Annotated in this window: 23 protein-coding genes and 2 pseudogenes; 13 read left to right on the top strand and 12 right to left on the bottom strand. The window is 67.8% G+C overall.

Annotated elements, in window-relative coordinates:
* Window positions 1-41: 41 nt before the first annotated feature.
* Both RVF83_RS13620 and RVF83_RS13625 read left to right on the top strand, forming a co-directional pair.
* On the top strand, window positions 42-836 hold the full coding sequence (locus RVF83_RS13620) for an SDR family oxidoreductase (protein WP_005195747.1): 795 nt from the start codon (window positions 42-44) through the stop codon (window positions 834-836).
* Window positions 833-1,321: a carboxymuconolactone decarboxylase family protein gene (locus RVF83_RS13625; RefSeq protein WP_005195749.1), complete on the top strand. Its 489-nt coding sequence runs from the start codon at window positions 833-835 to the stop codon at window positions 1,319-1,321. Before RVF83_RS13620 ends, RVF83_RS13625 begins: the two co-directional genes overlap by 4 nt.
* 4 nt (window positions 1,322-1,325) lie before the next feature.
* Here RVF83_RS13625 and RVF83_RS13630 read toward each other — a convergent pair whose 3' ends face one another.
* Window positions 1,326-2,489 (bottom strand): acyl-CoA dehydrogenase family protein, encoded by a 1,164-nt coding sequence (locus tag RVF83_RS13630; protein WP_039880047.1) that lies wholly within the window; start codon window positions 2,487-2,489, stop codon window positions 1,326-1,328.
* Between the two features lie 72 nt (window positions 2,490-2,561).
* On the opposite strand from RVF83_RS13630, the gene RVF83_RS13635 reads away from it, so the two are divergent.
* Window positions 2,562-3,134 carry a TetR/AcrR family transcriptional regulator gene (locus RVF83_RS13635; RefSeq protein ID WP_005195753.1) on the top strand — a complete coding sequence of 191 codons (573 nt, stop codon included), beginning with the start codon at window positions 2,562-2,564 and terminating at the stop codon, window positions 3,132-3,134.
* A 4-nt stretch (window positions 3,135-3,138) separates the two neighbouring features.
* On the opposite strand, the gene coaA is transcribed toward RVF83_RS13635, so the two are convergent.
* The gene (gene coaA, locus RVF83_RS13640) at window positions 3,139-4,080 is read right to left on the bottom strand and encodes a type I pantothenate kinase (RefSeq protein ID WP_005195755.1); all 942 of its coding nucleotides are present in this window, start codon (window positions 4,078-4,080) and stop codon (window positions 3,139-3,141) included.
* A gap of 126 nt (window positions 4,081-4,206) precedes the next feature.
* On the opposite strand from coaA, the gene RVF83_RS13645 reads away from it, so the two are divergent.
* From RVF83_RS13645 to RVF83_RS13670, 6 genes are all read left to right on the top strand, one after another.
* On the top strand, window positions 4,207-5,427 hold the full coding sequence (locus tag RVF83_RS13645; protein WP_005195756.1) for a hypothetical protein: 1,221 nt from the start codon (window positions 4,207-4,209) through the stop codon (window positions 5,425-5,427).
* 33 nt (window positions 5,428-5,460) lie between these two features.
* Complete coding sequence (gene glyA, locus RVF83_RS13650; RefSeq protein WP_035750511.1) at window positions 5,461-6,768, top strand: serine hydroxymethyltransferase; 1,308 nt, start codon at window positions 5,461-5,463, stop codon at window positions 6,766-6,768.
* Between the two features lie 67 nt (window positions 6,769-6,835).
* Window positions 6,836-7,708, top strand: a complete 873-nt coding sequence (locus RVF83_RS13655) for an acyl-ACP desaturase (RefSeq protein WP_005195761.1) — start codon at window positions 6,836-6,838, stop codon at window positions 7,706-7,708.
* 344 nt (window positions 7,709-8,052) lie between these two features.
* Window positions 8,053-9,360 (top strand): PhoH family protein, encoded by a 1,308-nt coding sequence (locus tag RVF83_RS13660; protein WP_005195763.1) that lies wholly within the window; start codon window positions 8,053-8,055, stop codon window positions 9,358-9,360.
* Between the two features lie 190 nt (window positions 9,361-9,550).
* Complete coding sequence (locus RVF83_RS13665; protein WP_157226822.1) at window positions 9,551-9,823, top strand: hypothetical protein; 273 nt, start codon at window positions 9,551-9,553, stop codon at window positions 9,821-9,823.
* Window positions 9,824-9,953: 130 nt separating this feature from the next.
* Window positions 9,954-10,907 carry a L,D-transpeptidase family protein gene (locus RVF83_RS13670; RefSeq protein ID WP_005195766.1) on the top strand — a complete coding sequence of 318 codons (954 nt, stop codon included), beginning with the start codon at window positions 9,954-9,956 and terminating at the stop codon, window positions 10,905-10,907.
* On the opposite strand, the gene RVF83_RS13675 is transcribed toward RVF83_RS13670, so the two are convergent.
* The 3 genes from RVF83_RS13675 to RVF83_RS13685 form a co-directional block, all read right to left on the bottom strand.
* Complete coding sequence (locus RVF83_RS13675) at window positions 10,894-11,100, bottom strand: hypothetical protein (RefSeq protein WP_005195768.1); 207 nt, start codon at window positions 11,098-11,100, stop codon at window positions 10,894-10,896. The genes RVF83_RS13670 and RVF83_RS13675 overlap by 14 nt on opposite strands.
* Before the next feature lie 146 nt (window positions 11,101-11,246).
* Window positions 11,247-12,122: a universal stress protein gene (locus RVF83_RS13680; RefSeq protein WP_039880085.1), complete on the bottom strand. Its 876-nt coding sequence runs from the start codon at window positions 12,120-12,122 to the stop codon at window positions 11,247-11,249.
* A 185-nt stretch (window positions 12,123-12,307) separates the two neighbouring features.
* Window positions 12,308-12,955, bottom strand: coding sequence for a response regulator (locus tag RVF83_RS13685; protein WP_005195773.1), 648 nt, complete (start codon window positions 12,953-12,955; stop codon window positions 12,308-12,310).
* A gap of 250 nt (window positions 12,956-13,205) precedes the next feature.
* Between RVF83_RS13685 and RVF83_RS13690 the strand changes: the two genes are divergently transcribed.
* Window positions 13,206-14,933: a GAF domain-containing sensor histidine kinase gene (locus RVF83_RS13690; RefSeq protein ID WP_039880051.1), complete on the top strand. Its 1,728-nt coding sequence runs from the start codon at window positions 13,206-13,208 to the stop codon at window positions 14,931-14,933.
* Window positions 14,934-15,294: 361 nt separating this feature from the next.
* Here the strand turns inward: RVF83_RS13690 and RVF83_RS13695 are convergent, their stop codons facing one another.
* From RVF83_RS13695 to glpX, 4 genes are all read right to left on the bottom strand, one after another.
* The gene (locus tag RVF83_RS13695) at window positions 15,295-16,002 is read right to left on the bottom strand and encodes a PIG-L deacetylase family protein (RefSeq protein WP_005195776.1); all 708 of its coding nucleotides are present in this window, start codon (window positions 16,000-16,002) and stop codon (window positions 15,295-15,297) included.
* A 13-nt stretch (window positions 16,003-16,015) separates the two neighbouring features.
* Entirely contained in the window at window positions 16,016-17,428 is a 1,413-nt protein-coding gene (locus tag RVF83_RS13700) for a class II fumarate hydratase (protein WP_005195779.1), read from the bottom strand.
* A 7-nt stretch (window positions 17,429-17,435) separates the two neighbouring features.
* Window positions 17,436-19,133: a fumarate hydratase gene (locus RVF83_RS13705; RefSeq protein WP_039880086.1), complete on the bottom strand. Its 1,698-nt coding sequence runs from the start codon at window positions 19,131-19,133 to the stop codon at window positions 17,436-17,438.
* Window positions 19,134-19,242: 109 nt separating this feature from the next.
* Complete coding sequence (gene glpX / locus RVF83_RS13710; RefSeq protein ID WP_005195783.1) at window positions 19,243-20,238, bottom strand: class II fructose-bisphosphatase; 996 nt, start codon at window positions 20,236-20,238, stop codon at window positions 19,243-19,245.
* Window positions 20,239-20,381: 143 nt separating this feature from the next.
* Between glpX and RVF83_RS13715 the strand changes: the two genes are divergently transcribed.
* Together RVF83_RS13715 and RVF83_RS13720 are read left to right on the top strand one after the other, a co-directional pair.
* Window positions 20,382-20,957 carry a DUF4245 domain-containing protein gene (locus RVF83_RS13715; RefSeq protein ID WP_005195784.1) on the top strand — a complete coding sequence of 192 codons (576 nt, stop codon included), beginning with the start codon at window positions 20,382-20,384 and terminating at the stop codon, window positions 20,955-20,957.
* Window positions 20,958-21,152: 195 nt separating this feature from the next.
* The gene (locus RVF83_RS13720) at window positions 21,153-21,437 is read left to right on the top strand and encodes a hypothetical protein (protein ID WP_005195786.1); all 285 of its coding nucleotides are present in this window, start codon (window positions 21,153-21,155) and stop codon (window positions 21,435-21,437) included.
* A 23-nt stretch (window positions 21,438-21,460) separates the two neighbouring features.
* On the opposite strand, the gene RVF83_RS13725 is transcribed toward RVF83_RS13720, so the two are convergent.
* The 3 genes and pseudogenes from RVF83_RS13725 to RVF83_RS13735 all read right to left on the bottom strand — a co-directional run bounded on the left by RVF83_RS13725 (window position 21,461) and on the right by RVF83_RS13735 (window position 23,760).
* Window positions 21,461-21,715 (bottom strand): exodeoxyribonuclease VII small subunit, encoded by a 255-nt coding sequence (locus tag RVF83_RS13725; protein WP_005195793.1) that lies wholly within the window; start codon window positions 21,713-21,715, stop codon window positions 21,461-21,463.
* Window positions 21,712-22,978 (bottom strand): annotated as a pseudogene (xseA, locus tag RVF83_RS13730) (exodeoxyribonuclease VII large subunit). Before xseA ends, RVF83_RS13725 begins: the two are co-directional and overlap by 4 nt.
* Window positions 22,975-23,760, bottom strand: a complete 786-nt coding sequence (locus tag RVF83_RS13735) for a lipid droplet-associated protein (protein WP_005195797.1) — start codon at window positions 23,758-23,760, stop codon at window positions 22,975-22,977. Before RVF83_RS13735 ends, xseA begins: the two are co-directional and overlap by 4 nt.
* A gap of 53 nt (window positions 23,761-23,813) precedes the next feature.
* Between RVF83_RS13735 and RVF83_RS13740 the strand changes: the two are divergent.
* Window positions 23,814-24,768, top strand: a pseudogene (locus tag RVF83_RS13740) (4-hydroxy-3-methylbut-2-enyl diphosphate reductase).
* Window positions 24,769-24,776 lie beyond the last annotated feature (8 nt).

Raw genomic sequence — 24,776 nt, forward strand, 5'->3', positions numbered from 1 at the left:
AAGCAGACACAGCAACCGACGAAGTCGGCGAGGAGGGCGAGATGAAGATCGTGGTGATCGGAGCGAGTGGGGTCCTGGGCAGCCGGGTGGCGGATCTGCTCGCCGAACGGGGCAACGAGGTGGTGCGGGCGAACCGGGCGGCCGGGGTCGACGCGTATACCGGCGAGGGGCTGGCCCGGGCGATGTCCGGGGCCGACGTCGTGGTCGACTGTCTCAGTGTCGAGACGCTGAGCGCGAAGAAGGCCGTCGACTTCTTCCGGACGACGGCGCACAACATCGGGCGGGCGGCGACCGCGGCCGCGGTCGGGCACGTCGTCTGTGTCTCCATCGTGAACGCGGACGATCCCTCGGTGAACGCGAAATTCGGTTACTACCGGGGTAAAGCAGCCCAGGAGGCCGCCTACCGCGACGTCGTCGACCCGGCGACACTGACCATCATGGCGTCGGTGCAGTGGTTCGAACTCGCCGAACAGATGATGGGACGCATGGCGGTCGGTCCCGTCGCGATCGTGCCGAAGATGCGGTGCCGCCCGGCAGCGGCGGAGGATGTGGCGAAGGCGGTCGCGGACTCGGCCACCACAGCGCCCGCCCCGGTCGGGGCAGGTGAGCTTCGCAAGATCGAGGTCGCGGGACCGGCCGAGATGGACCTCGTCGACGTGGCGAAAGCCGTTGCGGCGCGGCGCGGATCGCCGCGCTGGATCCTCGGGGCGCCCGTCGGCGGACCGGCGATTCGCGGCGGCGGCCTGGTGCCGGCAGATCCGGACGTCGTCACCCCGACCACTCTCGAGCAGTGGTTGACTCGTCACGCCGACGCTGCCGCGGAAAGTGCCCGATGAGTGTTCGGACACGCCCCTCGACGCGCATGTGGATTCCGCAGGACAATCCCGCGGTCTACAAGGCGCTCGTCGCCCTGCAGCGCGCGTCGGCGGCGGGTGTCGACGCCGAGATCGGCGAGCTGATCGCAATGCGGGTGTCGCAACTCAACGGCTGCGCATACTGCCTGCACATGCATGCCGGGGATGCGCTCGCCGCACAGATCGACCCGCACAAGCTGCTGATGCTCCCGGCCTGGCGCGAAGCCGGAACGGTGTTCGACGGACGTGAGCGCGCCGTCCTCGCGCTGACCGAACAACTCACGGAGCTCGGTGAGGATGGTGTGACCGACGACGTATTCGACTCCGTGCGAGCACATTTCGACGCCGTCGAGACCGGTTGCCTCGTGGCCGCGATCGCGATGATCAACACCTGGAACCGGATCGCGATCGCCGGCGGCTACCCGGCCGGGCTCGACGAACGGCGGGTGTCCGTGCCGGTGGCCTGAAGTCTCACACCATGGCGAACGGCGAGATCTCCATACCGATCTCGAGTGATGCGGCGATCTCCCGGATCTCGTCGTAGTCGAAGACCACGTGACCGGACAGGACGTCGACGTCTCGGCGTGCACGCTGCATCGGATGGTCGAGGAAATGGACGCCGGCGCCCGACGCCTCGAGCAACGTGCCGATCACAGCTCTGGATTCGTTCACGATTCGGGCCGCGGCGAGGCGCGCCTGCGCGCGCGTGCGGACGTCGACCGTCCCGCCGCCGGCGAGGACGCCCTCGATGGTCGCCGTGGTCTCGGCGAGCAGACCTCGGAGAGCATGTAGCCGGATTCGTGCGTCGCCCAGGCGAATCCGCGCCGCGGGCTTGTCCTTCTGTTTGACCATCTGATACGCGAGGACGCGTTCGGAGAGTCGCGCCGCGTACAGGTCGGCGACCCGCTCGGCTGTACCCAGGGCGGGCATGGCAGCCAGCAGGGCGAGAGCGGGGACCATCGGCCAGCGATACAAGTGATTGTCGTGCGTGGCCGCGCCAGGTGTCCTGCCCGCGTAGAGATCTCGGACCCGGACCGTACGATGGGCCGGTACGAAGGCGTTCTCGATGACGACGTCGTTGGATCCGGTCGCCCGCATGCCGTCGGTGTGCCAGACGTCCTCCACCCGCGCGTCGTCGATCGGCAGGAGCGCGAGGACGGCGTCGGGCCGGTCGCCGGTGACGACGGCGCCCACCATCACCCAGTTGGCCTGCATGATGCCGGTGGCCCAGGACCAGCGTCCGGACACGGAGAAACCGCCCTCTCGCGGCTCCGCGGTCCCGGTCGGCGCCAGTGGCGCCGGAGCCAGGTACGGGCGATCGGCGAACGCCTCCTCCTGCGCGGCCTCGCTGAACAGGGCGGTGATCCAGCCGTGCAGCGTGTAGAAACCCAGCGTCCAGGCGCTCGACGTGCAGCCGTGGGCCAGGCGTCGGACGTAGTCGAGGATCTCCGGGAAGGGGGCTTCCAGTCCGCCGAACCTGTTGGGAATCAACAGATCCAGAAGGCCGGAGTCGGTCGCGTCGCGGATGGTCTCGGCCGGCAGATGCCGTAGTTCTTCCGCCCGGCCGGCGCGCTCGGCCAGGGAGGCGATGAATTCGTCGGTGATCCGCACCGTTCCGGATGTCGGGGTGTCCACGGATCGGAACGTAACATACAAAAAAGTATGGGATGCCCGGTTCGGGTCGGAATGTGCAGTTAGGGTGAGCGAATGGGGCGAGCGCAGGAGCGGGGTGGCGGCCATCTGTCGGCTGACGACTGGATCGAGCTCGGGTACGCGATCCTGGCCGAGGAGGGGTTCAAGCAGATCAAGATCGACACCGTCTGCAAGCGCATGGGCGTCACCAAGGGCAGTTTCTACTGGCACTTCTCCGACATCGCGGCATATCGCGCGGCGCTGGTCGCACGGTGGGGCGAGTGGAGCGACGAAGAGCACCAGAACTTCGCGGCGCTGGCCGACCTACCCCCGCGTGATCGCCTGCTGGGCCTGATCGCGCAGCTCACGAGTCCGCGGCACTGGATGATCGAACGGGCGATGAGGGAATGGGCGCGCTCGGATCCGGATGCCGAAACGAGTATCCGCACCTCCGATCGTCGTGCGCGGGAAGCGGTGCGTCAGTGCCTTCTCGACCACGGGATGGACCCGAAGACCGCGTCGATCCGGTCGAACTGGATCTTCGCGATGGGCATCGGCGCCCTCCACCTGTCCTACTCCGAGGAGGATCGCGCGGCGGCCGGCCGCCACAGCGCGGAACTGGTCGATCTGATGCTCACGCCGGCGTGATTTTTCAGAGCTTTCGCAGGCGGACCCGGTTGATGGCGTGGTCGACGTCCTTGCGGAGCACCAGCGAGGCCCGTGGGCGGGTGGGCAGGATGTTCTCGATGAGGTTCGGCCGGTTGATCGAGGTCCACAGGTCCCGGGCCGCAGCCGTGGCCTGCTCGTCGGTGAGCGAGGCGTACGCGTGGAAGTGGGAGTCCGGGTTGGCGAACGACGTGGTCCGCATCTGCAGGAAGCGCGAGATGTACCACTCCTCGATGTCCTCGATCTTGGCGTCGACGTAGATCGAGAAGTCGAAGAGATCCGACACCATCAGCGTCGGACCGGTCTGCAGGACGTTCAACCCCTCGAGGATGAGGATGTCGGGTTGCCGCACATAGTGATAGACGTTCGGCACGATGTCATAGGCGAGGTGTGAATAGACCGGCGCCGCGACCTCGCGCGCACCCGACTTCACCTCGGTCACGAAGCGGAGCAGCGCGCGCCGGTCATACGATTCGGGAAAACCCTTGCGGTGCAGGATTCCTCGACGCTGCATCTCCGCCGTCGGCAGCAGGAAGCCGTCGGTGGTGATCAGGTCGACCTTCGGATGCGACTCCCACCGGGCGAGCAACGCCGCGAGAACGCGCGCCGTCGTCGACTTGCCCACGGCCACACTGCCTGCGATACCGATGACGAACGGGACCTGCCGATTGATCTGACGCTCGCCGAGGAAGGTCGAGGTGGCCGCGAACAGTCGTTGGCGCGCAGCGACTTGCAGATGGATCAGACGCGACAGCGGTAGGTAGACGTCGGCGACCTCCTCGAGGTCGATCTGCTCACCGAGACCCACCAGTTCGGCGAGCTCGTCCTCGTTCAGCACGAGGGGCATCGACTCACGCAGTTCGCGCCACTGCCGGCGGTCGAGTTCCAGGTACAAACTGGGGTCCCGATCACTGGCATTGCGAGCCATCAGCGCAGCTCCGGGGTCATGGTGAGCGCGGCCGGCCGGGTCGTCATGCGTAACAGCTTAGGGCCCACCTCGCGCCGCGCCGCGGTGGGTCCACGCGGTGCGTCCGCTCCCGGTAACGTGCCCGGTATGCCGGCCGACCACGCGACCCCCGACCTCGTCACCGACTACCTGCGGCTGGGGTTGGCGTTCGATCGGCTCGAAGAAGGCTTCGTCGACGCCTTCACCGGCGACCCGGCCCTGCGCGCCGAGATCGCCAACGGGCCCGCGCCCGATCCGGCGCAGCTTGCCGCGCGGGCCCGAGCGTTGCGCGCCGAGCTCCCCGGAGATCTGCCCGCCGACCGCGCGGAGTTCATCGGCTCCCATCTGCGGGCGCTCGAGTGCTCAGCCCGCAAGTTCGCCGGCGATGAGATCTCCTTCGTCGATGAGGTCAGCGCCTATTTCGACGTCGACATCGCCCTCGCCGACGCCGACCGCTACCGACAGGGCCACACCGAACTCGCCGAGGCGCTCGGCCTGGCCGACGCCACCGGTGACGAACTCCGCGACGCGTACGCCGCCCATCGTCGGACCGATGAGATCCCCGCCGACAAGGTCGACGAATGCGTCCGGGCGTTCAGCGGCGCCCTGCGCGAACGAGTTCGCGCGCAGTACCCGTTGCCCGACAACGAGATCGTCGACTTCGAGGTCGTCACCGACAAGCCGTGGTCGGGGTTCAACTACTACCTCGGTGACTACCGGTCGCGGGTCGCTATCAACGCCGACCTCACGCAGTACATGTCCTCGCTCCCGCACCTGATCGCCCACGAGGCCTACCCCGGCCACCACACCGAGCACTGCCGCAAGGAACAACTGCTCGTCGGCGCCGGCCAGCACGAGCAGTCGATCTTCCTCGTCAACACCCCGCAGTGCCTGATGGCCGAGGGGCTCGCCGACCACGCCCTGACCGCCATCATGGGCAAGGAGTGGGGCGCCTGGGCGCAGGAGATCTACGCCGACCTCGGCCTGCGCTTCGACGCCGATCGGGCGATTCGCGTCGGACGCGCGACCTCCGGACTGCTGACCGTCCGCCAGGATGCGGCCCTCATGCTGCACGACCAGAACGCCGACGCCGACACCGTCGCCGGCTTCCTCCAGACCTGGTTGCTCGCACCGCCCGAGCGGGCCCGGCAGATGCTGCGCTTCCTCACCTCGCCGCTGTGGCGGGCCTACATCAGCACCTACGTCGAGGGTTACCAACTGCTCGAGACATGGCTCGACGCCGCCGGCGACCGCGCCGCGGCCTTCGGACGGCTGCTCGACGAACCGCTCATCCCGGCGAGCCTGCGCCGTGAGCTGGTAGCGGGTTAGGGGATCGCGGCGCAGGTCCCTAGACTTGTCGCCATGACCGCGAACTCGTCATCCGTGAACTCGATGTCCCTGGCGGAGCTCGACCCCGACGTCGCCGCCGCCATGAACGGCGAACTCAGCCGTCAGCGGGACACTCTCGAGATGATCGCCTCGGAGAACTTCGTGCCGCGTGCGGTGCTGCAGGCGCAGGGCAGCGTGCTCACCAACAAGTACGCCGAGGGTTACCCGGGACGCCGTTACTACGGCGGCTGCGAATACGTCGACGTGGTCGAGGACATCGCCCGCAACCGCGCCAAGGAGCTGTTCGGCGCCGACTTCGCCAACGTCCAGCCCCATTCGGGCGCGCAGGCCAACGCGGCCGTGCTGCAGGCCCTGATGGAGCCGGGGGAGACCATGCTCGGTCTCGACCTCGCCCACGGCGGCCACCTCACGCACGGCATGCGTCTCAACTTCTCCGGCAAGCTCTACGAGAACGCCTTTTACGGCGTGAGCAAGGAAGACTTCCGGATCGACATGGACGAGGTGCGCAAGATCGCCCTCGACGTGAAGCCCAAGGTCATCGTCGCCGGCTGGTCGGCTTACCCGCGCACGCTCGACTTCGAGGCGTTCCGCTCCATCGCCGACGAGGTGGGCGCCCACCTGTGGGTCGACATGGCGCACTTCGCCGGACTCGTCGCCGCCGGCCTGCACCCGTCGCCGGTCCCGCACGCCGATGTCGTCAGCTCGACCGTGCACAAGACCCTCGGCGGACCCCGCTCCGGCATCATTCTGGCCAAGCAGGAGTGGGCCAAGAAGCTCAACTCGGCCGTGTTCCCCGGCCAGCAGGGCGGACCGCTCATGCACGCGATCGCCGGCAAGGCCGTCGCACTGAAGATCGCCGGCACCGAGGAGTTCGCCGAGCGTCAGCGCCGCACCTTGTCGGGTGCGAGCATCCTCGCCGAACGCCTCAACGGTGAGGATGTCGCCAAGGCCGGCGTCTCGGTCCTGACCGGCGGCACCGACGTCCACCTCGTGCTCGTCGACCTGCGCAACAGTGACCTCGACGGCCAGCAGGCCGAGGATCTGCTCCACCAGGTCGGGATCACGGTCAACCGCAACGCGGTGCCGTTCGACCCGCGCCCGCCGATGGTCACCTCGGGTCTGCGTATCGGTACCCCGGCGCTGGCCACCCGTGGCTTCGGCGACGAAGAGTTCACCGAGGTCGCCGACATCATCGCGACGGCACTCGCCGCGGGCTCGTCGGCCGACGTCTCGGCCCTGCGCGGCCGGGTGTCCAAGCTCGCCCTCGACTTCCCGCTCTACGAGGGACTCGAGGAGTGGGGACTGATGAGCCGCATCTAGCCGTGGCCGGCCGCTCGGATGTGACCTGAATTGCCCCGCGCCGAGCGGCGTCCGTATCCTTGCAGCGATGAACGCACTCACTGAAGACGACCTGATCATCGCGCTCGAGAAGGCTCTTCCCGAGATCGCGGAAGACCACCAGTCGGCCGCCACCCCGTGGAACCCGCACGACTGGGTGCCGTGGGACGAGGGACGCAACTTCGCCTTCCTCGGCGGCGCCGACTTCGATCCGTCGCAAGCGACGCTGTCCGAGGAGGCGCGCGCCGGACTGTTGGCGCTGCTCCTCACCAAGGACAACCTGCCGTCGTACCACCGTGTGCTCGCGAAGCACTTCCCGGCCTTCTCCGAGTGGCGTCAGCTCATCGGTGTGTGGACCGCGGAGGACAACCGGCACTCGATCGTCCTGCGCGACTACCTCGTCGTGCGTCGCGCCATCGATCCGGTGGACGCCGAGAACCGTCGACTCGTCCACGTCACCAAGGGTTACCGGCAGACCCCCGAGCAGGTCGACCAGCTCGGACCGCTCGACGTTCTCGCGCTGATGGCCGTCCACGAGAACCAGTGCGTCAGCTTCATCAAGCGACTCAGTGCAATCGCCGCCGACGATGTCCTGGAGCAGATCCTCACCAAGATCGCCGCCGACGACCAGCAGCAGGCCAACACCTTCGGTGCGTTCCTCAACGCCGGCATCATCGCCGACCAGGACGCCACGGTCATCGCGATCGACGCGGCCCTGGCGCTGGGTCGGGCCGAGGCCATCGGCCACGACATCGACGACTTCGATGCCGAGCGGGCTCTCCTGGAGAACTACGAGAACTCCGACACCTGGCGCGAGATCGCCGCGACCCTCGCCGACGCGGTCAAGCTCGACTCCATCGAGGGTCTGGGCGAAGAGGCCGAGGCGGCACGTCAGCGCATCCTCTCCCGCGCCCGCGGTTAGAACACCGGCACGACGCAAGACGCGCGCACGGCGCCATCAGGACGACGAATGTCCTGGTGGCGCCGTTTGCGTCCCTGGGTCAGACGATACTGCGATTAACGCGAAATTCACGCCGACACACCTGATTCCGGCGCGCCGCCCGCGGAGTCTGCGCGTACGTTGACGGTACGGATCGCGGGGAAGCGGTTCGTCCGGGAGGTTCGATTCGTGTATTGCACCAGCAGCGCGAGAGGACCGGCCCCGGTCCTCGTCCACCTCGGCTGACGCCGAGGGCAACGGACTTCGACCGGCCGGTCACCTGAGAACTGGTTTGTGCGGGCGCCGCATGAACGTAGGAGCCCGACGTGACCACACGCACCTACGTCCTCGACACTTCAGTGCTGCTGTCCGACCCCTGGGCGGTCATGCGCTTCGCGGAGCACTCAGTGGTGTTGCCACTGGTGGTGATCAGTGAACTCGAGGGCAAACGTCACCACCACGAGCTCGGCTGGTTCGCGCGTGAGGCGTTGCGCATGCTCGACGACCTGCGGCTCGCGCACGGTCGGCTCGACCTGCCGATCGAGATCGGTGAGGAGGGCGGCACCCTCCAGGTGGAGCTCAACCACACCGATCCGTCCGTCCTGCCGGCCGGTTTCCGCACCGACAGCAACGATTCCCGGATTCTGGCCTGTGCGCTGAACCTGCGTGCCGAGGGCAAGGACGTGACCCTGGTGTCCAAGGACACCCCGCTGCGTGTGAAGGCCGGCGCGGTCGGTCTGGCCGCCGACGAGTACCACGCGCAGGACGTGGTGGTGTCCGGGTGGTCGGGGATGACCGAGCTCGACGTCGAGACGTCAATGATCGACGCTCTGTTCGCCGACGGGGTCATCGACCTGGACGAGGCCAGGGAGCTGCCCTGCCACACCGGCATCCGCCTGCTCAGTCCGTCGTCGAGCGCCCTCGGTCGCGTCAACGCGGAGAAGCGCGTGCAGCTGGTGCGGGGAGACCGTGAGGCCTTCGGCCTGCACGGGCGTTCCGCGGAACAGCGGGTCGCTCTCGACCTGCTGCTCGACGACAGCGTCGGCATCGTCTCGTTGGGCGGCAAGGCGGGCACCGGAAAGTCGGCTCTGGCCCTGTGTGCGGGTCTCGAGGCGGTTCTCGAGCGGCGGACCCAGCGCAAGGTCGTCGTGTTCCGGCCGCTGTACGCGGTCGGCGGTCAGCAGCTCGGCTACCTCCCCGGGGGCGAGGCCGAGAAGATGGGCCCGTGGGCGCAGGCGGTGTTCGACACCCTCGAGGGGCTCGCCTCGCCGGAGGTCATCGAGGAGGTGCTGAGCCGCGGGATGCTCGAGGTGCTGCCGCTGACGCACATCCGCGGTCGTTCCCTGCACGATTCGTTCGTGATCGTCGACGAGGCGCAGTCGCTGGAACGCAACGTCCTGCTGACGGTGCTCTCGCGGTTGGGTTCGGGATCGCGTGTGGTGCTCACCCACGACGTCGCGCAGCGGGATAACCTTCGCGTCGGTCGGCACGACGGTGTCGCCGCGGTCATCGAGAAGTTGAAGGGGCATCCGCTCTTCGCGCACATCACGCTCACCCGCAGTGAGCGGTCGCCGATCGCGGCGTTGGTGACGGAGATGTTGGAGGAGTTCGGGCCCTCCGCGCCGGGAGCGTAGCGAGCGGGCGGGTTGTGTCCGCGCCGGGAGCGTAGCGAGGACTCGAAGGAGGAAGGCCGCGACGATTCGCTGAGGGGAGTGAATCGTCGCGGCCTTCCGTCATTGCGGCCCGCTGCCGAGTTTGCCACTGTCGCAACGGATTCTCGGTGTTGGGCCGGTCTCGGGGGTGGGGTCAGGCTGCGCTGCCGCCGTGGTCGCTGAGCGCGTTGAGCAGGTCGATGGGTACGGTGAGGACTTCGATGTTCTCGAGGGAACCCATTTCGCTCCTTTGTCGGTGACTTCCGTCCGGCGAGGTCGCTACTCGATCAACACCGTTACCGACGCTAACGATTATATTTCGTTCTCGCAAAGAACGGGTCGTGAATTCTGGGCGACCGCAACGCGTGAAGCGCGAATTCGGCTCATTGTCCTGCGCGTCGAACAATGGATGATTTCCGATTTTCCTTCGACAATCGACGGCTGATCGGCGATCGCGGACAGCCGGGTGGGTCGGAGTGCTTGACCCGATCCTCACTGCACCGTGACCATCACGTGACTCACGGGGTCTTGCGCGCTGTCACACTGTTGTGGTGCTGAAGTTACTGATGAGGCGAATGAGACTGCTGGGACTATTGGTGATCGCGGTGCTGGCCGCGTGCGCCGGTGGTGCGGGTCAGGCTCTCGCCGATCCGGAAACGACGACACCGATCACGCCGACCGCCCCGGGCGGCCCGTCGCTGCCGGGTATGGGGGAGGGTCTCGGCATCCCGCTGCTCGACGAGGTGCTCAACCAGCTATCCGGCGACAGCGGTTCCGGGGATGTGCCCGGCGGCCTCGACGGCGCTGGGGGCCCGACCAGCCAGATGATCGTCGTGACCGCGCCCAAGGCTTCGGACACGACGGCCACGCTCACCGCCTTCGAGAAGGGAACCGACGGCAGCTGGAAGCCGGTGCCCGGCCTCGGCCCGACCAAGGCGTACCTCGGGTCCCTGGGGATGGGCGAACCGCAGGACAACGTGCCGCGCACCCCAGAGGGGACGTTCCCGCTCGACCAGGCCTTCGGTCGCCAGGAGAACCCGGGCACCAAGATGCCCTACCTCAAGGTCGACACGCAGGACTGGTGGGATTCCGATCCCAAGTCGCCCACCTACAACACCCACGTGCGTCAGCCCCAGAGTCCCGGTGGCGACAGCGAGAACCTGTACAACTCGGGGCCCGTCTATGACTACGCCGTCAACATCGCGCACAATCCGGAGCGCACTCCCGGCAAGGCGACGGCGATGTTCCTGCATGTGACCAACGACCAGCCGACGTTGGGCTGCGTCGCCATCGAGCGTGAGCTGATGAAGAAGATCCTCGTGTGGCTCGACCCCGCGAAGAACCCGAAGATCACGATCGGCGTCAACAAGGGTGCGCCGACCGGCGAGGCGCCCGGAGCAACCCCTCAAACAACTCCGGGTGCCACGCCGTCGACTCCCGATGTGCCGGCCTCCGACATGCTGACCGGCCTGCTCTCGCAGCTCGTCGGTGCGGTCCCCGCCCTGTTCGGGCAGTTCACGGGTCGTTGATCTCGGACCGTGCGTGCCGGCAGGCGGGGCAGAAGGTCTCCTCGGCCCCGATGTGCCAGCCGTTGACCCTCGCCCAGCGATCCCGGTCGGGCTCGGCGAGTGGTCGTCGTGAGATGAAGCTGCGTCCGCAGCTGTCGCAGTACCGGTCGGCTGAACCCTCGGTTTCGGCGAACAACGGAGATATGACTGTCATGGCGGTGGACCTCTGGTGCCGGCTGTGTCGAATCCGTCCTGTCGGTTCGTCGACGGACTTGGACGAGCGACCACCTCAGTGTCGCCGGGTGTGACGTAGATCTCATAGGGCCGAATGGCACATGCTTCGGCGGATCGGGGCGCCGGTCAGCGGTCGTGGGGTACGACCATCACCGGGCCGCGGGCAGAACGGAGGACCGTGAGGCTCGTCGAGCCCAGTCTCATGGCCGCGAACCCGCCGCGACCGCGTGCGCCCACGACGAGCAGTTGCGCGGCCTGGGCGTGGTCGAGCAGGGCACGGCCGGGGCGGTCCCTGGTGACGGCACAGCGGACGGTGACCTGCGGATACCGACGGCGTACCTCGTCGAGTTCGGCGTCGAGCCAGGCGTCGGCACGGCTGCGGTGGCTGGGCCACTCGGACATCGTGCACGGCACGGACGTGTCGGCGACATCGGTGTCGCACCAGGCGTGGACGACCGTGACCGGAACGCCGCGCAGGTCGGCCGCGGCGAACGCGGCGTCGACCGCGGCTCGTCCGCCCGGGGAGCCGTCGGTGCCGACCACGACCCCCGCCTGGGACCAGTGGGACATGGAGTCCCTCACGACCGTCAGGGGGCACCTGCAGTGTTCGGCGAGTGCGGTGGTGACCGTGCCGAGCGAGACGCGATGACCTGCCATGTGCCCCCGGTTGCCGACGACGAGGAGTCGGGCCCGATCCGATACCTCGAGCAGGGCGGTGACCGGCGGGGAGTCGACGATCTGGGTCGTGATCTTCAGTGCTTCGAGGGAGTCTCCGGCGTCCTCCGCGACGCGGCGGGCCTCCGCCAGCGCGCGTTCGCAGCGGGCGTGGAGTGGTTCGAGGACGCGTGGATCGTCCGCCGAGACGTTCGCCGATGCGATCAGCTCGAGCTCTGACCGGTGGAGCGCGGCGTCGCGCGCGGCCCAGTGGGCGGCTGCGCGGGCGGTAGCAGACCCGTCGACGCCGACGACGACAGGTTCGTCGGTGAATCTGGATGCGGTCACACGGCAGTCCCCCTGGAGGTCCACGCACCGGATGCCGGAGTGCCCGGGCATCGATTGTGTACTCCAGTACATGCCCCCGACGAGGGCCGAGTCTCGGGTAAAGAGTCCCGAGGAAGGGGACCAATGACACGTTTCTGGCTCGAAACCGCAGGATATGGTGCGCGAATCACTCGCGCGCCCTCGACTCAGTGCGCGTGACCCCGTTGCGCCGCCTTGGCGGCGTACACCGCTGCCTGCGTACGACGCTCCATGCCGAGCTTCCCGAGGAGCCGGGACACGTAGTTCTTCACGGTCTTCTCCGCGAGATGCATCCGGGCGGCGATCTGACGATTGGTGAGACCCTCGCCGAGGAGGGCGAGCAGCGTGTTCTCCTGCTCGCTCAACCCGTCGCCGGGCTTCTCCTCCTTCTCGCGCTGCGTGCGCAACCGGTCCATCAGGGCCGCGGCCGCGCGGTTGTCGAGCAACGAACGTCCGGCACCGACATCGGTGATGGCGCGGGCGAGTTCCATGCCGGTGATGTCCTTGATGACGTACCCGCTGGCGCCGGCGAGGATCGCGTCCATCATGGCCTCGTCGTCGGTCATCGAGGTCAGGATCAGGCAGCGGAGTCCGTCGACGCGGCTGAGCAACTCGCGGCACAGTTCGATCCCGTTTCCGTCGGGTAGGCGGACGTCGAGCACGGCCACGTCGGGCTTCACCGTGGGGATGCGGGCGAGGGCCTGCGCGCAGCTCGCGGCCTCGCCGACGACCCGGACGTCGTCGTCGTGGTCGAGGAGTTCGACGAGACCCCGTCGGACGATCTCGTGGTCGTCGACGAGGAAAACCGAGAACATCGGCACACACCTCCCTGTCGGCACAGACACCGCTGTGACGAATTGTAGGTCGGCTTTCGACGGGGCATACCGGGATTGACCGGGACCTGCGATTTCCATGCATTTACGAATTGTCCGAATCGGAATCCGGTTGAAGTGCCTGCAATGCCGATTACTCGTGCAGAGACGCGCGATCACACGGCGGGGAATTCATTCGTGCGGAATCGTTCAATCGAATACTCCCTGGATCGAACGGTCTATCATTCGGGGTATGGTCCGCGAAGTCCCGGAGCGCGGTGCGAGATCTGTCGAACTACAGAATGCGTTGTCGCAGATGCGATTACGCGAACTCCTCAATGAGGTCCGCGACCGGATCACGCAGATCGCCGATGTGCGGGACCGCATCGACGGTCTGCTCGAGGCCATGCTGTCGGTGAGTTCCGAACTCGATCTGGAGACCACGCTGGAGTCGATCGTCGCCGCCGGGATCCGTCTGGTCGACGCCGAGTACGGCGCACTCGGCGTGCTCGGCAGCGGACACGACCTCTCGGCCTTCCTCGCCCAGGGGATCGGGGAGGACATCCGCACGGAGATCGGGCACCTGCCGACGGGGCGCGGCGTGCTGGGCCAGCTCATCGACGACCCGCGGGTGCTGCGCCTCACCGACCTCTCCGAACACCCCGCATCGGTGGGATTCCCGGCGAACCACCCGCCGATGACGAGTTTTCTGGGCGCTCCGATCCGGGTGCGCGACGAGATCTTCGGCAATCTGTACCTGACCGAGAAGAAGAACGGCGCGCAGTTCACCGAGGACGACGAACTCGTCATCCAGGCGCTGGCGTCGGCGGCGGGCATCGCGATTGAGAACGCCCGGCTCTACGAGCAGGCCCAGGCCCAGCTCGCCTGGATCGAGGCGAATCGCGACATGATCGCGGAGCTGCTGTCCGGGGTCGATCAGCAGGAAGTCCTCGAGGCGATCGCCCGCAGGGTCCTCACCCTGGCCGACGCCGATCTGGTCTGCATCGCCGAACCCCACGACCACGAGATGCCGCCGGAATCGGTCGACGAACTCGTCATCACGGTTGCCGAAGGGGTCGACGCCGAGGTCTTCCGCGGACGAACGGTGCCGATCAAGGGGTCTACCTCGGGCGACGCCTTCGTCCGACGTCGGCCGGTGCTTCGCGAGCAGCTCGAGTACGACATCTCCGAGGATTCGTCCACTCGCCACGGCCCGGTGATGGTGGCTCCGCTGCGCACGGCGGATTCGACCCGCGGCGTGCTGATCGCTTTGCGGTCCAAGGGGCGCGACGGGTTCGCGGAGGATCTGCTGAGCCTGAGCGCGAACTTCGCCGACCAGGGGGCCCTGGCGCTACAACTGGCCGGCGCGACGATGCAGGCCCATGAGGTGCGGGTCCTGGAGGATCGGGAACGGATCGCGCGGGATCTTCACGATCACGTGATCCAGCGGATCTTCGCAGAGGGGCTGACCCTGCAGGCGACGCTGCAACGCACCCAGTCGCCCGAGATCCGGGCGCGGCTGACCCGGTCCATCAACAATCTGCAGGACATCGTCCAGGACGTGCGAACGACGATCTTCGACCTGCAGTCCGAGGAGACCGAGACCACCCGTCTCCGGCAGCGGGTGCAGGAGACGATCGATCAGCAGGTCGACGATCTGCCGATACAGACTCATGTGCGGATGGCGGGCCCGCTGTCGATCGTCTCGCCACGCCTCGCCGACCAGGTGGTCGCGGTGGTGCGGGAGGCCCTGAGCAACACGGTCCGGTACGCAGATGCGACGACGGTGACGGTGGCGATCGCGGTCGGCAACGAGCTGGCCGTGGAGGTCACCGACGACGGCGTCGGACTCCCCGAGGACGTGACGCCCAGCGGGCTGAAGAACCTGCGACACCGCGCAGAACGTCTGGGCGGGACCTTCGCGCTGAGCACGCCCGACTCGGGCCGAGGCCTGTCGGTGCGGTGGTCGGTACCGCTCTAGCGCGACGCCGCGCCGAGATCGGAGAGGTTCACCGACCGGTGTCCGGTTCGGCCGGAAGTCGCCACGCCGAGGTCTGCTCGGTCACCCACGCCACGGCCTGCACTCCCGAGAGGAGGCCGAAGAGCACGATGAGCCAGATGGACAGGCCGACGAGCGCGCAGACCGCGAAGGCTGCGAGGAATACGACGAGAACACCGGTGAGCGTGATGACCGGTCACCTCCCGACTGTCTTGGAGGAGACTCTCCCGGGCGTTCGAGAGACTGACCCCCACACCCTCTCGTGTCGAGGCCGTCTCCGGGAGGGGCCGAAGGTCACAAATCCGCAGGGCCAACGTCGGGACCCTGCCGGTGTCCGGGCCGGTCATCGGGTTCGCTTGAGCTCGAACCCGGCGATCCGCACGCCGTCTGCGTCGTCTCGTGGTGCGGTCGCTCGGCCGATCTGGGCACGAGCCTGATCGAGGACGGGGGTGTCCGGGTCGAGGACAGACAGATAGCGGTCGTGTGCGGCGAGGGACCGGACGGCCACCTCGAACTGCGCGTCGACGTCGACGGCGTGTGTGGCCGCCGGCCCGTTCTCGAACAACCACGCCGGGACCTCGCCTGAACCCGGACCCGAACTCGAGGCCGCCAGGGCGTCGTAGGCGTCGAGCACCGCCGCGGCGAACTCCATGTGATCCCGCTGGTTCGGTTGGCCCGGCGCCCATTCGGGTCCGCCATACAGCGACAGGATCACCTGCGGCGCAATGCGTTCGACGGTCTCGGTGATCTTCGCGCGCAGTTCGGGGGTGTTGTAGATGTCGCTGTCGGGAAAGCCCCAGAACTCCACCTCGTCGACGCCGACGATCTTCGCCGACGCACGCTGTTCGGCTTCACGTAGGGGGCCGCATTCGGCCGGGGTCATGCCCTCGATCCCGCGTTCGCCGCTGGACGCGAGCGCGTAGACCACGCGCTTGCCCTCGCCGGTCCAGCGTGCGACCGCGGCGGCCATGCCGTACTCCGGGTCGTCGGGATGGGCGACGAGGACGAGCGCTGTCTGCCAGTCCGCGGGGAAGGGCTGCAGTGAGGTCATGACCTGAAAGTACTCAGCGTTCCCGGTCGAGGTTGGCCATCTTGAGCACATCGAGACGTGCGTCGAGTTCCTCCTCGCTGAGCTTGTCGCCGACGAGGCCGCGGTCGATCACGGTCTGCCGGATCGTCTTGCCCTCCTTGAGCGCTTGCTTGGCGACGGCTGCGGCCTCCTCGTAACCGATCGCGCTGTTGAGCGGCGTGACGATCGACGGGGAGCTCTCGGCGAGGGTCCGCAGGCGGTCGACGTTGGCCTGCAACCCGGAGATGCAGCGGTCGGCGAACAGGCGGGACACGTTGGCCAGCAACGTGAGTGACTCGAGGACGTTGCGGGCCATCATCGGGATGTAGACATTGAGCTCGAACGCGCCGTTCCCCCCGCCCCAGGTGACCGCCGCGTCGTTGCCGACGACCTGCGCGGCGACCTGCGTGACCGCTTCGGGCAGAACGGGATTGACCTTGCCCGGCATGATCGAGCTGCCCGGCTGGAGGTCGGGGAGCAGGATCTCGCCCAGGCCGGTCAGCGGTCCCGAACCCATCCAGCGGACATCGTTGGCGATCTTGGTGAGCGACACCGCGATCGTCTTCAGCTGCCCCGACAGTTCGACGAGGCCGTCGCGAGCCGCCTGCGCCTCGAAGTTGTCCTTCGCGAGGGAGAGTTCCTCGACGCCGGTGCGGCGGACGAGTTCGGCCACCACCTTGGTGCCGAACCCGGCCGGGGCGTTGAGACCGGTGCCCACCGCGGTGCCGCCGATGGGCAGTTCGCCGACACGGGGCAGGGTCGCGGTGACGCGTTCGATGCCCGCCTCGACCTGCCGTGCGTACCCCGCGAACTCCTGGCCGAGGGTCACCGGCACCGCGTCCATGAGGTGCGTACGGCCGCTCTTGACGACCTCACGCCACTCGGTCGCCTTGTCCGCCAGGGCTTTCCGGAGATGATCGAGAGCCGGGACCAGATCGGTGACGACCGCCTCCGTCGCCGCGACATGTGTGGCGGTGGGGAAGGTGTCGTTCGACGACTGCGACATGTTGACGTGGTCGTTGGGATGCACGTCGACGCCGTTGGCCTTCGCGATGGAGGCGATGACCTCGTTGGTGTTCATGTTCGAACTCGTGCCCGACCCGGTCTGGAAGACGTCGATCGGGAACTGGTCGTCGTGCTGGCCGTCGGCGATCTCGGCGGCCGCCGCGATGATCGCGTCGGCCCGCTCGGCGTCGAGGAGCCCCAGATCCTTGTTGACCGTGGCACAGGCCGCCTTCAGCAGGCCCATCGCGCGAATCTGCGTCCGTTCCAGCGGGCGGTGGCTGATGGGGAAGTTCTCCACCGCTCGCTGGGTCTGGGCGCGCCACAGAGCATCGATGGGGACCTGCACCTCGCCCATCGTGTCGTGCTCGGTGCGGTATTCCTGCTTGCCCTGTGCCTGGGTCATAGGTGTTCTACTCCTTCGATCGAATCCTTATGCCGCTCAGCGGGACGTTGACGGTCCCGCTCGGGTCGGTGAAAAAGTCGTTGCCCTTGTCGTCAACAACGATGAAGGCCGGGAAATTCTCGACCTCGATCTTCCACACCGCTTCCATACCCAGTTCGGGGTACTCGATAATCTCCTGGCTCTTGATGCAGTCGAGTGCGAGACGGGCCGCGGGGCCACCGATCGAGCCCAGGTAGAAGCCGCCGTGCGAGTTGCACGCCTCGGTGACCTGCTTGGATCGGTTGCCCTTGGCGAGCATGACCATCGAACCGCCCGCGGCCTGGAACTGTTCGACGTAGGAGTCCATGCGGCCGGCGGTCGTGGGGCCGAACGAACCCGACGCCATGCCCTCCGGGGTCTTGGCCGGGCCGGCGTAGTAGACGGGGTGATCGCGCAGGTAGTCGGGCATCGGCTCGCCGGCGTCGAGGCGTTCCTTGATCTTGGCGTGGGCGATGTCGCGGGCCACCACCAGCGGGCCGGTCAACGACAGGCGCGTCTTCACCGGGTACTGCGACAGCTGGGCGAGGATCTCCGACATCGGACGGTTGAGATCGACCTCGACCACCTCGCCGCCCGAGATGTCCTCGGCCACACCGGCGGCCGGCATGTACTTGGCCGGGTCGGTCTCGAGCTGCTCGAGGAACACGCCGTCGGCGGTGATCTTGCCGAGGGCCTGACGGTCGGCCGAACACGACACCGCGATGGCCACCGGGCACGACGCGCCGTGGCGGGGAAGGCGGACCACGCGCACGTCGTGGCAGAAGTACTTGCCGCCGAACTGGGCGCCGATACCGAAGGACTGGGTCAGTTTGAAGACCTCGTCCTCGAGCTCGAGGTCGCGGAAACCGTGCGCCGACATCGAACCCTGCGTCGGCAGGTTGTCGAGGTAGTGCGCCGAGGCGTACTTCGCGGTCTTCAGGGCGAACTCGGCCGACGTGCCACCGATCACGACGGCGAGGTGGTACGGCGGGCAGGCCGCGGTGCCCAGCGAACGGATCTTCTCGTCGAGGAACTTGAGGATCGACTTCGGGTTCAGGATCGCCTTGGTCTCCTGGAACAGGAAGGACTTGTTGGCCGATCCGCCACCCTTGGCCATGAACAGGAACTTGTACTCCGGGCCCTTGGGTCCCTGTTCGGTGGCGTAGATCTCCACCTGGGCCGGCAGGTTGGACCCGGTGTTGCGCTCCTCGTACGTCGTCAGTGGGGCGAGCTGCGAGTAGCGCAGGTTGAGCTGGGTGTAGGCGTCGTAGACACCCTTCGAGATCGCCTCGGCGTCGTCGGTGCCGGTCAGCACGCCCTCGCTCTTCTTGCCCATCACGATTGCGGTGCCGGTGTCCTGGCACATCGGCAGCACGCCGCCGGCGGAGATGTTGACGTTCTTGAGCAGGTCGAGCGCCACGAAGCGGTCGTTGCCCGACGCCTCCGGGTCGTCGATGATCTTGCGGAGCTGCGCGAGGTGGGCGGGGCGCAGGTAGTGGCTGATGTCGTGCATCGCCTCGGCGGTGAGTTTGCGGATCGCCTCCGGCTCCACCTTGAGGAAGGTCTGTCCGCCGGCTTCGAACGTCGAGACACCCTCGGTGGTGATGAGTCGGTACGGGGTCTCGTCGGCGCCGATGGGGAGCAGATCAGAGTAGAGAAACTCGGGGGCTGAGGCAGGTTTACTCACGCACCGGATCGTATCGTCCCAGTAGAAAGGCCCCACGCCGAAGGTGACCGGACTCGTGAGGTGGATCACGGTCGCGGTCCCCGGCGTGGGGCCGTTCTGCTCGGGTGGATCAGAGATCGAGGTTCGCGTACTCGCGGAGCTTGGCCGGCTTGTGGACGGCCTCGATGCGGCGGACGGTGCCGGACTTCGAGCGCATCACCAGCGAACGGGTCGTCGCGCCGTTGGGGCGGTAGGTGACGCCGCGCAGCATGTCGCCGTTGGTGACGCCGGTGGCGCAGAAGAAGGAGTTCTCGCCGCTCACGAGGATGTCGTTGGTGAGGACCCGGTCGAGGTCGTGGCCGGCGTCGATCGCCTTCTGGCGCTCTTCCTCGTTGCGGGGCCACAGCTTGCCCTGGATCTCGCCGCCCATGCACTTCATCGCGACGGCGGTGATGATGCCCTCGGGCGTGCCACCGACACCCATCAGCATGTCGACGGTCGAGTAGTCGTCGGCGGCCGCCACGGCGCCGGCGACATCGCCGTCGGAGATGAGACGGATCTTGGCGCCGGCCTGGCGGATCTCACCGATCAGCTCGGCGTGACGGGGACGGTCGAGGACGATGACGGTCAGGTCGGCGACGTCGATGCCCTTGGCCTTGGCGACCGAGTTGATGTTCCACTCGACCGACTCGTTGATGTTGATGGCGCCCTTGGCGTCGGGTCCGACGGCGATCTTGTCCATGTAGAACACGGCCGACGGGTCGTACATCGTGCCGCGCTCGCTGACCGCGATCACCGAGATCGAGTTGGGGCGGCCCTCGGCCATCAGGGTGGTGCCGTCGATGGGGTCGACCGCGACGTCGCAGTCGGGTCCCTGCCCGTTGCCGACCTCTTCGCCGTTGTACAGCATCGGGGCCTCGTCCTTCTCGCCCTCGCCGATCACGACGACGCCGCGCATCGACACCGTCGAGAGGAGCTGACGCATCGCGTCGACCGCCGCGCCGTCGCCGCCGTTCTTGTCGCCCCGACCCACCCAGCGGCCGGCAGCGAGTGCAGCCGACTCGGTCACGCGGACCAGTTCCATCGCGAGGTTGCGATCGGGTGCTTGGTGGCTGCTGGCTGTCATCGGCTTCGGCTCCTCAGGTGTGGCCCGGATCCCAGTGGGCGCAGGCCGTGGGATCCGTGGGTGTGGCGGTGATCTCAGGGACCATCCTTGCATGTCACACCGGCCGTTCGGTGACTGACCCTTCTGGTGGGATACTCGCCCTCATGGCAGACAAACCGCGCATTCTCATCAACGGCAAGGACATGTTCTGGTCGTTGGTACCGCTGCTCGCGCTGATTGCGTTGGTGGCGATCGCCTCGGGGAATTGCTCGGTCGGACTGAACCAGGACCCGGCGGACAGCAAGGTGCCCGCATTCGACGTGGTCACCGCACTGGATGCCGACGCCCGACAAATGCCGTTCCCGATCCGCCGCCCGCCGACACCGGAGGGGTGGAAGCCCAACTCCGGCTCGTCGGACGCGATCGAGGGACACCGGGTCAGCACCGTCGGCTGGCTCAGCGCGAGTGGCGCCTACGTGCAGCTGAGTCAGACCGACGCGTCGGAGGACCTGCTGGTGCCGTACCTCGGCGGCGACGACACCAAGTACGGCGACGTCGGCGCGACCGGTACCCGCGAGGCGGGCGGCCGGCAGTGGGTGACCTACGAGACCGCCGAGGGCAAGAAGTTCTGGATCACCGACTTCGGCAACGTACGCGTGGGCGTCCTGTCCCGCGGGCCCGACGCCGACATCGAGACGATCGCGGCGTCGGTGGCGACGCAGCAACCTCTCGACGCCTGAGCTGCTGAGGAGCGCCCCCGAAAGGCGCCGCTGCGAACCGGCCCTGGAGGGCACCCGCCGGCGACGAGATGACGACGGCGCGTCTGCACAGGGTGGTTCCCGGGGACGGGTCCGGCTGGGGTCGGGTGATTCGAGTAGCCCACTACTCGCGAAAACCGGTGCGTCCGTTCCTAGCGTCTGCTTCGGGAGGCGCTCATGTCACGGGGAATCAGGCACAGGTACACGTGGTGGCTGCCGGTCATGTGGGCGCGGCTGGTTCTCGTCGCGGTGCTCGTCGCCCTGCTGGTGATCGTGGTCCCGGTGTACGGGGCCGGTGCGGCCACCCCGGCAGCCGGCGGTCGCGTGATCAGCGCGCCGTGCGTGCACGTCGACTCGACGGCCGACCGGCGGGAGGCGCTGCTGGTGGTCGGTGACCGCGCGGCGGAGAAGCGATTCCACGCCACCGTCGCCGACCGTGGCGCACAGCTCGAATTCGGTTGAGCCGACCGTCTACTCGTTGTCTGCTAGGCGTCTTCCTGGTCGGACGCGTTCTTCTGCGCAATCACTGTCTCGATGCGTTCGCGCGCGCCGCGGAGGTGCTCTTCGCAGCGCGTCGCGAGTGCCTCGCCCCGTTCCCACAGGGCCAGCGAGGTGTCGAGATCCAGGCCGCCGTGCTCGAGCGTGCTGACGATGTCGGCTAGCTCGTCGCGCGCCTCCTCGTAGCCGAGTTCGGCAACCGGTGTGTAGTCCTCGCCCGTGTCGTCACTGTCGGTGCTCACGAATCTCCTTCGTCGTCAGGGGAAGTGGTGGGTGCCTCGGTCGCGGTGACGGTGGCGCGCGCCGCGCCGTCGGCGACCCGGATACGAAGCTCGGCCCCCACGGGGAGGTCGTCGAGTGTGCTCACGACGTGGGTGACGTCGGTGTCGGTGCGCTGCACCACGGCATAACCGCGCGCGAGGGTCTGCGCCGGGCCCAGCGTCGACAACCGGGCGGCGAGGTGCTCGTGGCGTCGGTCCTCGGTGTCGACGTGACGCCGGACGTCGCGCCGCAGCGCGCGCACCAGCTCGGCCACGTTCGCGGACTCCTGGTCGACGATCACACCGGGCCGGGCGAGGACCGGGCGTCGTCGGAGGCCTTCGATCACCCCGGTCTCGCGACGCACCCAGTTGCGCAACGCCTGTGCGCTCCGCCGGCGCAGGTCGTCGATCCCGGCGAGCTCGGCGTCCACGTCGGGCACCACTCGTTTGGCGGCGTCGGTCGGCGTCGCCGCGCGCAGATCCGCGACGAGGTCGAGCAGCGGGTTGTCGGGCTCGTGACCGATCGCGCTGACCACCGGTGTGCGACAACGGGAGACCGCACGCAGCAAGGCCTCGTCGGAGAACGGCAGCAGATCCTCGACGCTGCCGCCGCCGCGGGCGATGATGATCACCTCGACGTCGGGATGCGCGTCGAGGTCGGCGAGGTGGGCGAGGATGCGTGCCACCGCCGTGGGTCCTTGGACGGGCGCCTCACGGACGTCGAAGCGGACCGCCGACCACCGATCGGTCGCGACGCTCAAGACGTCGCGCTGCGCAGCGCTGGCCCGCCCGCTGATCAGCCCGATCGAGCGCGGCAGGAACGGCAGCGGACGCTTGAGCCGCGCGTCGAACAATCCCTCGGCGGCCAGTAACTGCCGAAGGCGTTCGATCCGCAGCAGCAGTTCGCCGACGCCGACCGGACGGATGTCGCTGACCCGCAGCGACACCGTGCCCCGGCCGGTGAAGTAGCTGGGCCGGCCCAGGACGACGACCTGACTGCCGTCGGTCAGCGGAACCTCGGTGCGCGCCAACAGGTCCGGGCTACACGTCACCGAGATGGAGATGTCGGCGGCCGGGTCCCGCAGGGTGAGGAACGCCGTGCGGGTACCGGGGCGCCGGCTGATCTGGGGTGACCTGGCCCTCGACCCAGATCTGGCCCAACCGGTGGATCCAGTCGGCGATCTTGGTGTTGACCGTCCGTACCGGCCACGGATTCTCGGCCGAGTTCGGCGAGGTCCCGCTCACGCCTCGGTGGAGCGCTTGTTCTGCGAGGCGATCCGGTTCTCGAGCATCGTCACGAACGGTGCGCGGCCACGGTTGGCCTTCTCGTAGTCGACGAGGGTCTCGAGGTCGTCGGTGCCGACCGTCCGCAGACGGGCACGCAGCTGCGCCAGGGTCAGCGTGTCGTAGTCGATGAGGACGACGATCTCGGGTGCCGGTCCGTTCTTCGGCTTGGCCTTGGGCGCCGTCGGCTTCTTCTCCGCGGCGTCCACGACGTCCTCGGGTGCGGAGCTGTACAGCGCGAAGCGACCGGCGTCGGCCCGCGGCGGTGCGGCCAGGTCGGAGTCGGAGGCCTCCGCGTCGATCTCGGTGGCCTTGGTGGCCCCGCTGGTCCTCGTGGCGTTGGTCACCTTCGCGGTCGTGGTGGACTTCACCGCTTCGCCGGGCTGATCACCCGGATCGTTGCCATCGGCGGCGGCCTCGACCTCGTCGACGATGGTGGTGGGCTTCTCGATCGGTACGTCACCGGCGCGCGCGTCGGAGTCGGGACCCGGGACCTCGTCGTCCTCGTCGAAGCGGGCCCATTGGGGCTGCTCGCTGGGCTTGTCGAACAGCATCCCCAGGGCGGCGTCGCCCTTGATGGCGAGTTCGGCGATGTTCTGCTGCGCCCGCATGCCTGCCTGCAGGGTCTGGCTGACCGCTGTCATCGGGAGGGTGATGAGCAGCGCGGGAAGCTTGCGCGTCTCCTCGAGGGCGGTGACGATCAGACCTGCGGCGATACGGGCCGGGTAGGGTGCGCGATCCATGCCAACACTCTGCCATCATCGGGCACTTGTCTGTAACCCGTACCCTGGGAGACATGTCTGAGACGAAGCGTGTCCTGCTCGCCGAGCCCCGCGGTTACTGCGCGGGTGTGGATCGTGCGGTGGAGACGGTCGAGCGCGCCCTCGACAAGCACGGCGCTCCCGTCTACGTCCGCAAGGAGATCGTGCACAACCGGCACGTGGTCGAGACCCTCGCCGATCGCGGGGCGATCTTCGTGGGGGAGACCGACGAGGTGCCCGAGGGTGCGATCGTCGTGTTCTCCGCCCATGGCGTGTCGCCCCAGGTCCACGCGTCCGCCGCGGAACGAAACCTGCGGACCATCGACGCGACCTGTCCGCTGGTGACGAAGGTGCACCAGGAGGCCAAGCGGTTCGCGCGGGACGACTACGACATCCTGCTGATCGGTCACGAGGGCCACGAGGAGGTCGAGGGGACGGCCGGTGAGGCGCCCCAGCACATCCAGCTCGTCGACGGCCCGGACAGCGTCGACGCGGTGACCGTGCGCGACGAGTCCAAGCTGGTCTGGCTGTCGCAGACCACGTTGTCGGTCGACGAGACGATGGAGACGGTGCGCCGGCTGCGGGAGAAGTTCCCGCTGCTCAACGATCCGCCCAGCGACGACATCTGCTACGCCACCCCAGAACCGGCAGATCGCCGTCAAGGCGATGGCGCCCGAGTGCGATCTCGTCATCGTGGTCGGTTCGCAGAACTCATCGAACTCGGTCCGCCTGGTCGAGGTCGCCCTGCAGGCCGGCGCCAAGGCGGGTCACCTGGTCGACTACGCCCGTGAGATCGACGAGACCTGGCTGGAGGGGGTGAACACCGTCGGCGTCACCTCCGGTGCATCGGTGCCCGAGGTCCTCGTCCGCGGTGTGCTCGACTACCTCGCCGAGCGCGGCTACGGCACCGTGGAGACGGTCAACACCGCGAACGAGACGCTGACCTTCGCTTTGCCGCGCGAGCTGCGTCCCGCGCGTACCAACGGCTGATCAGAAGC

The sequence above is a fragment of the Gordonia rubripertincta genome (assembly GCF_038024875.1).
Classification (GTDB): Bacteria; Actinomycetota; Actinomycetes; order Mycobacteriales; family Mycobacteriaceae; genus Gordonia; species Gordonia rubripertincta.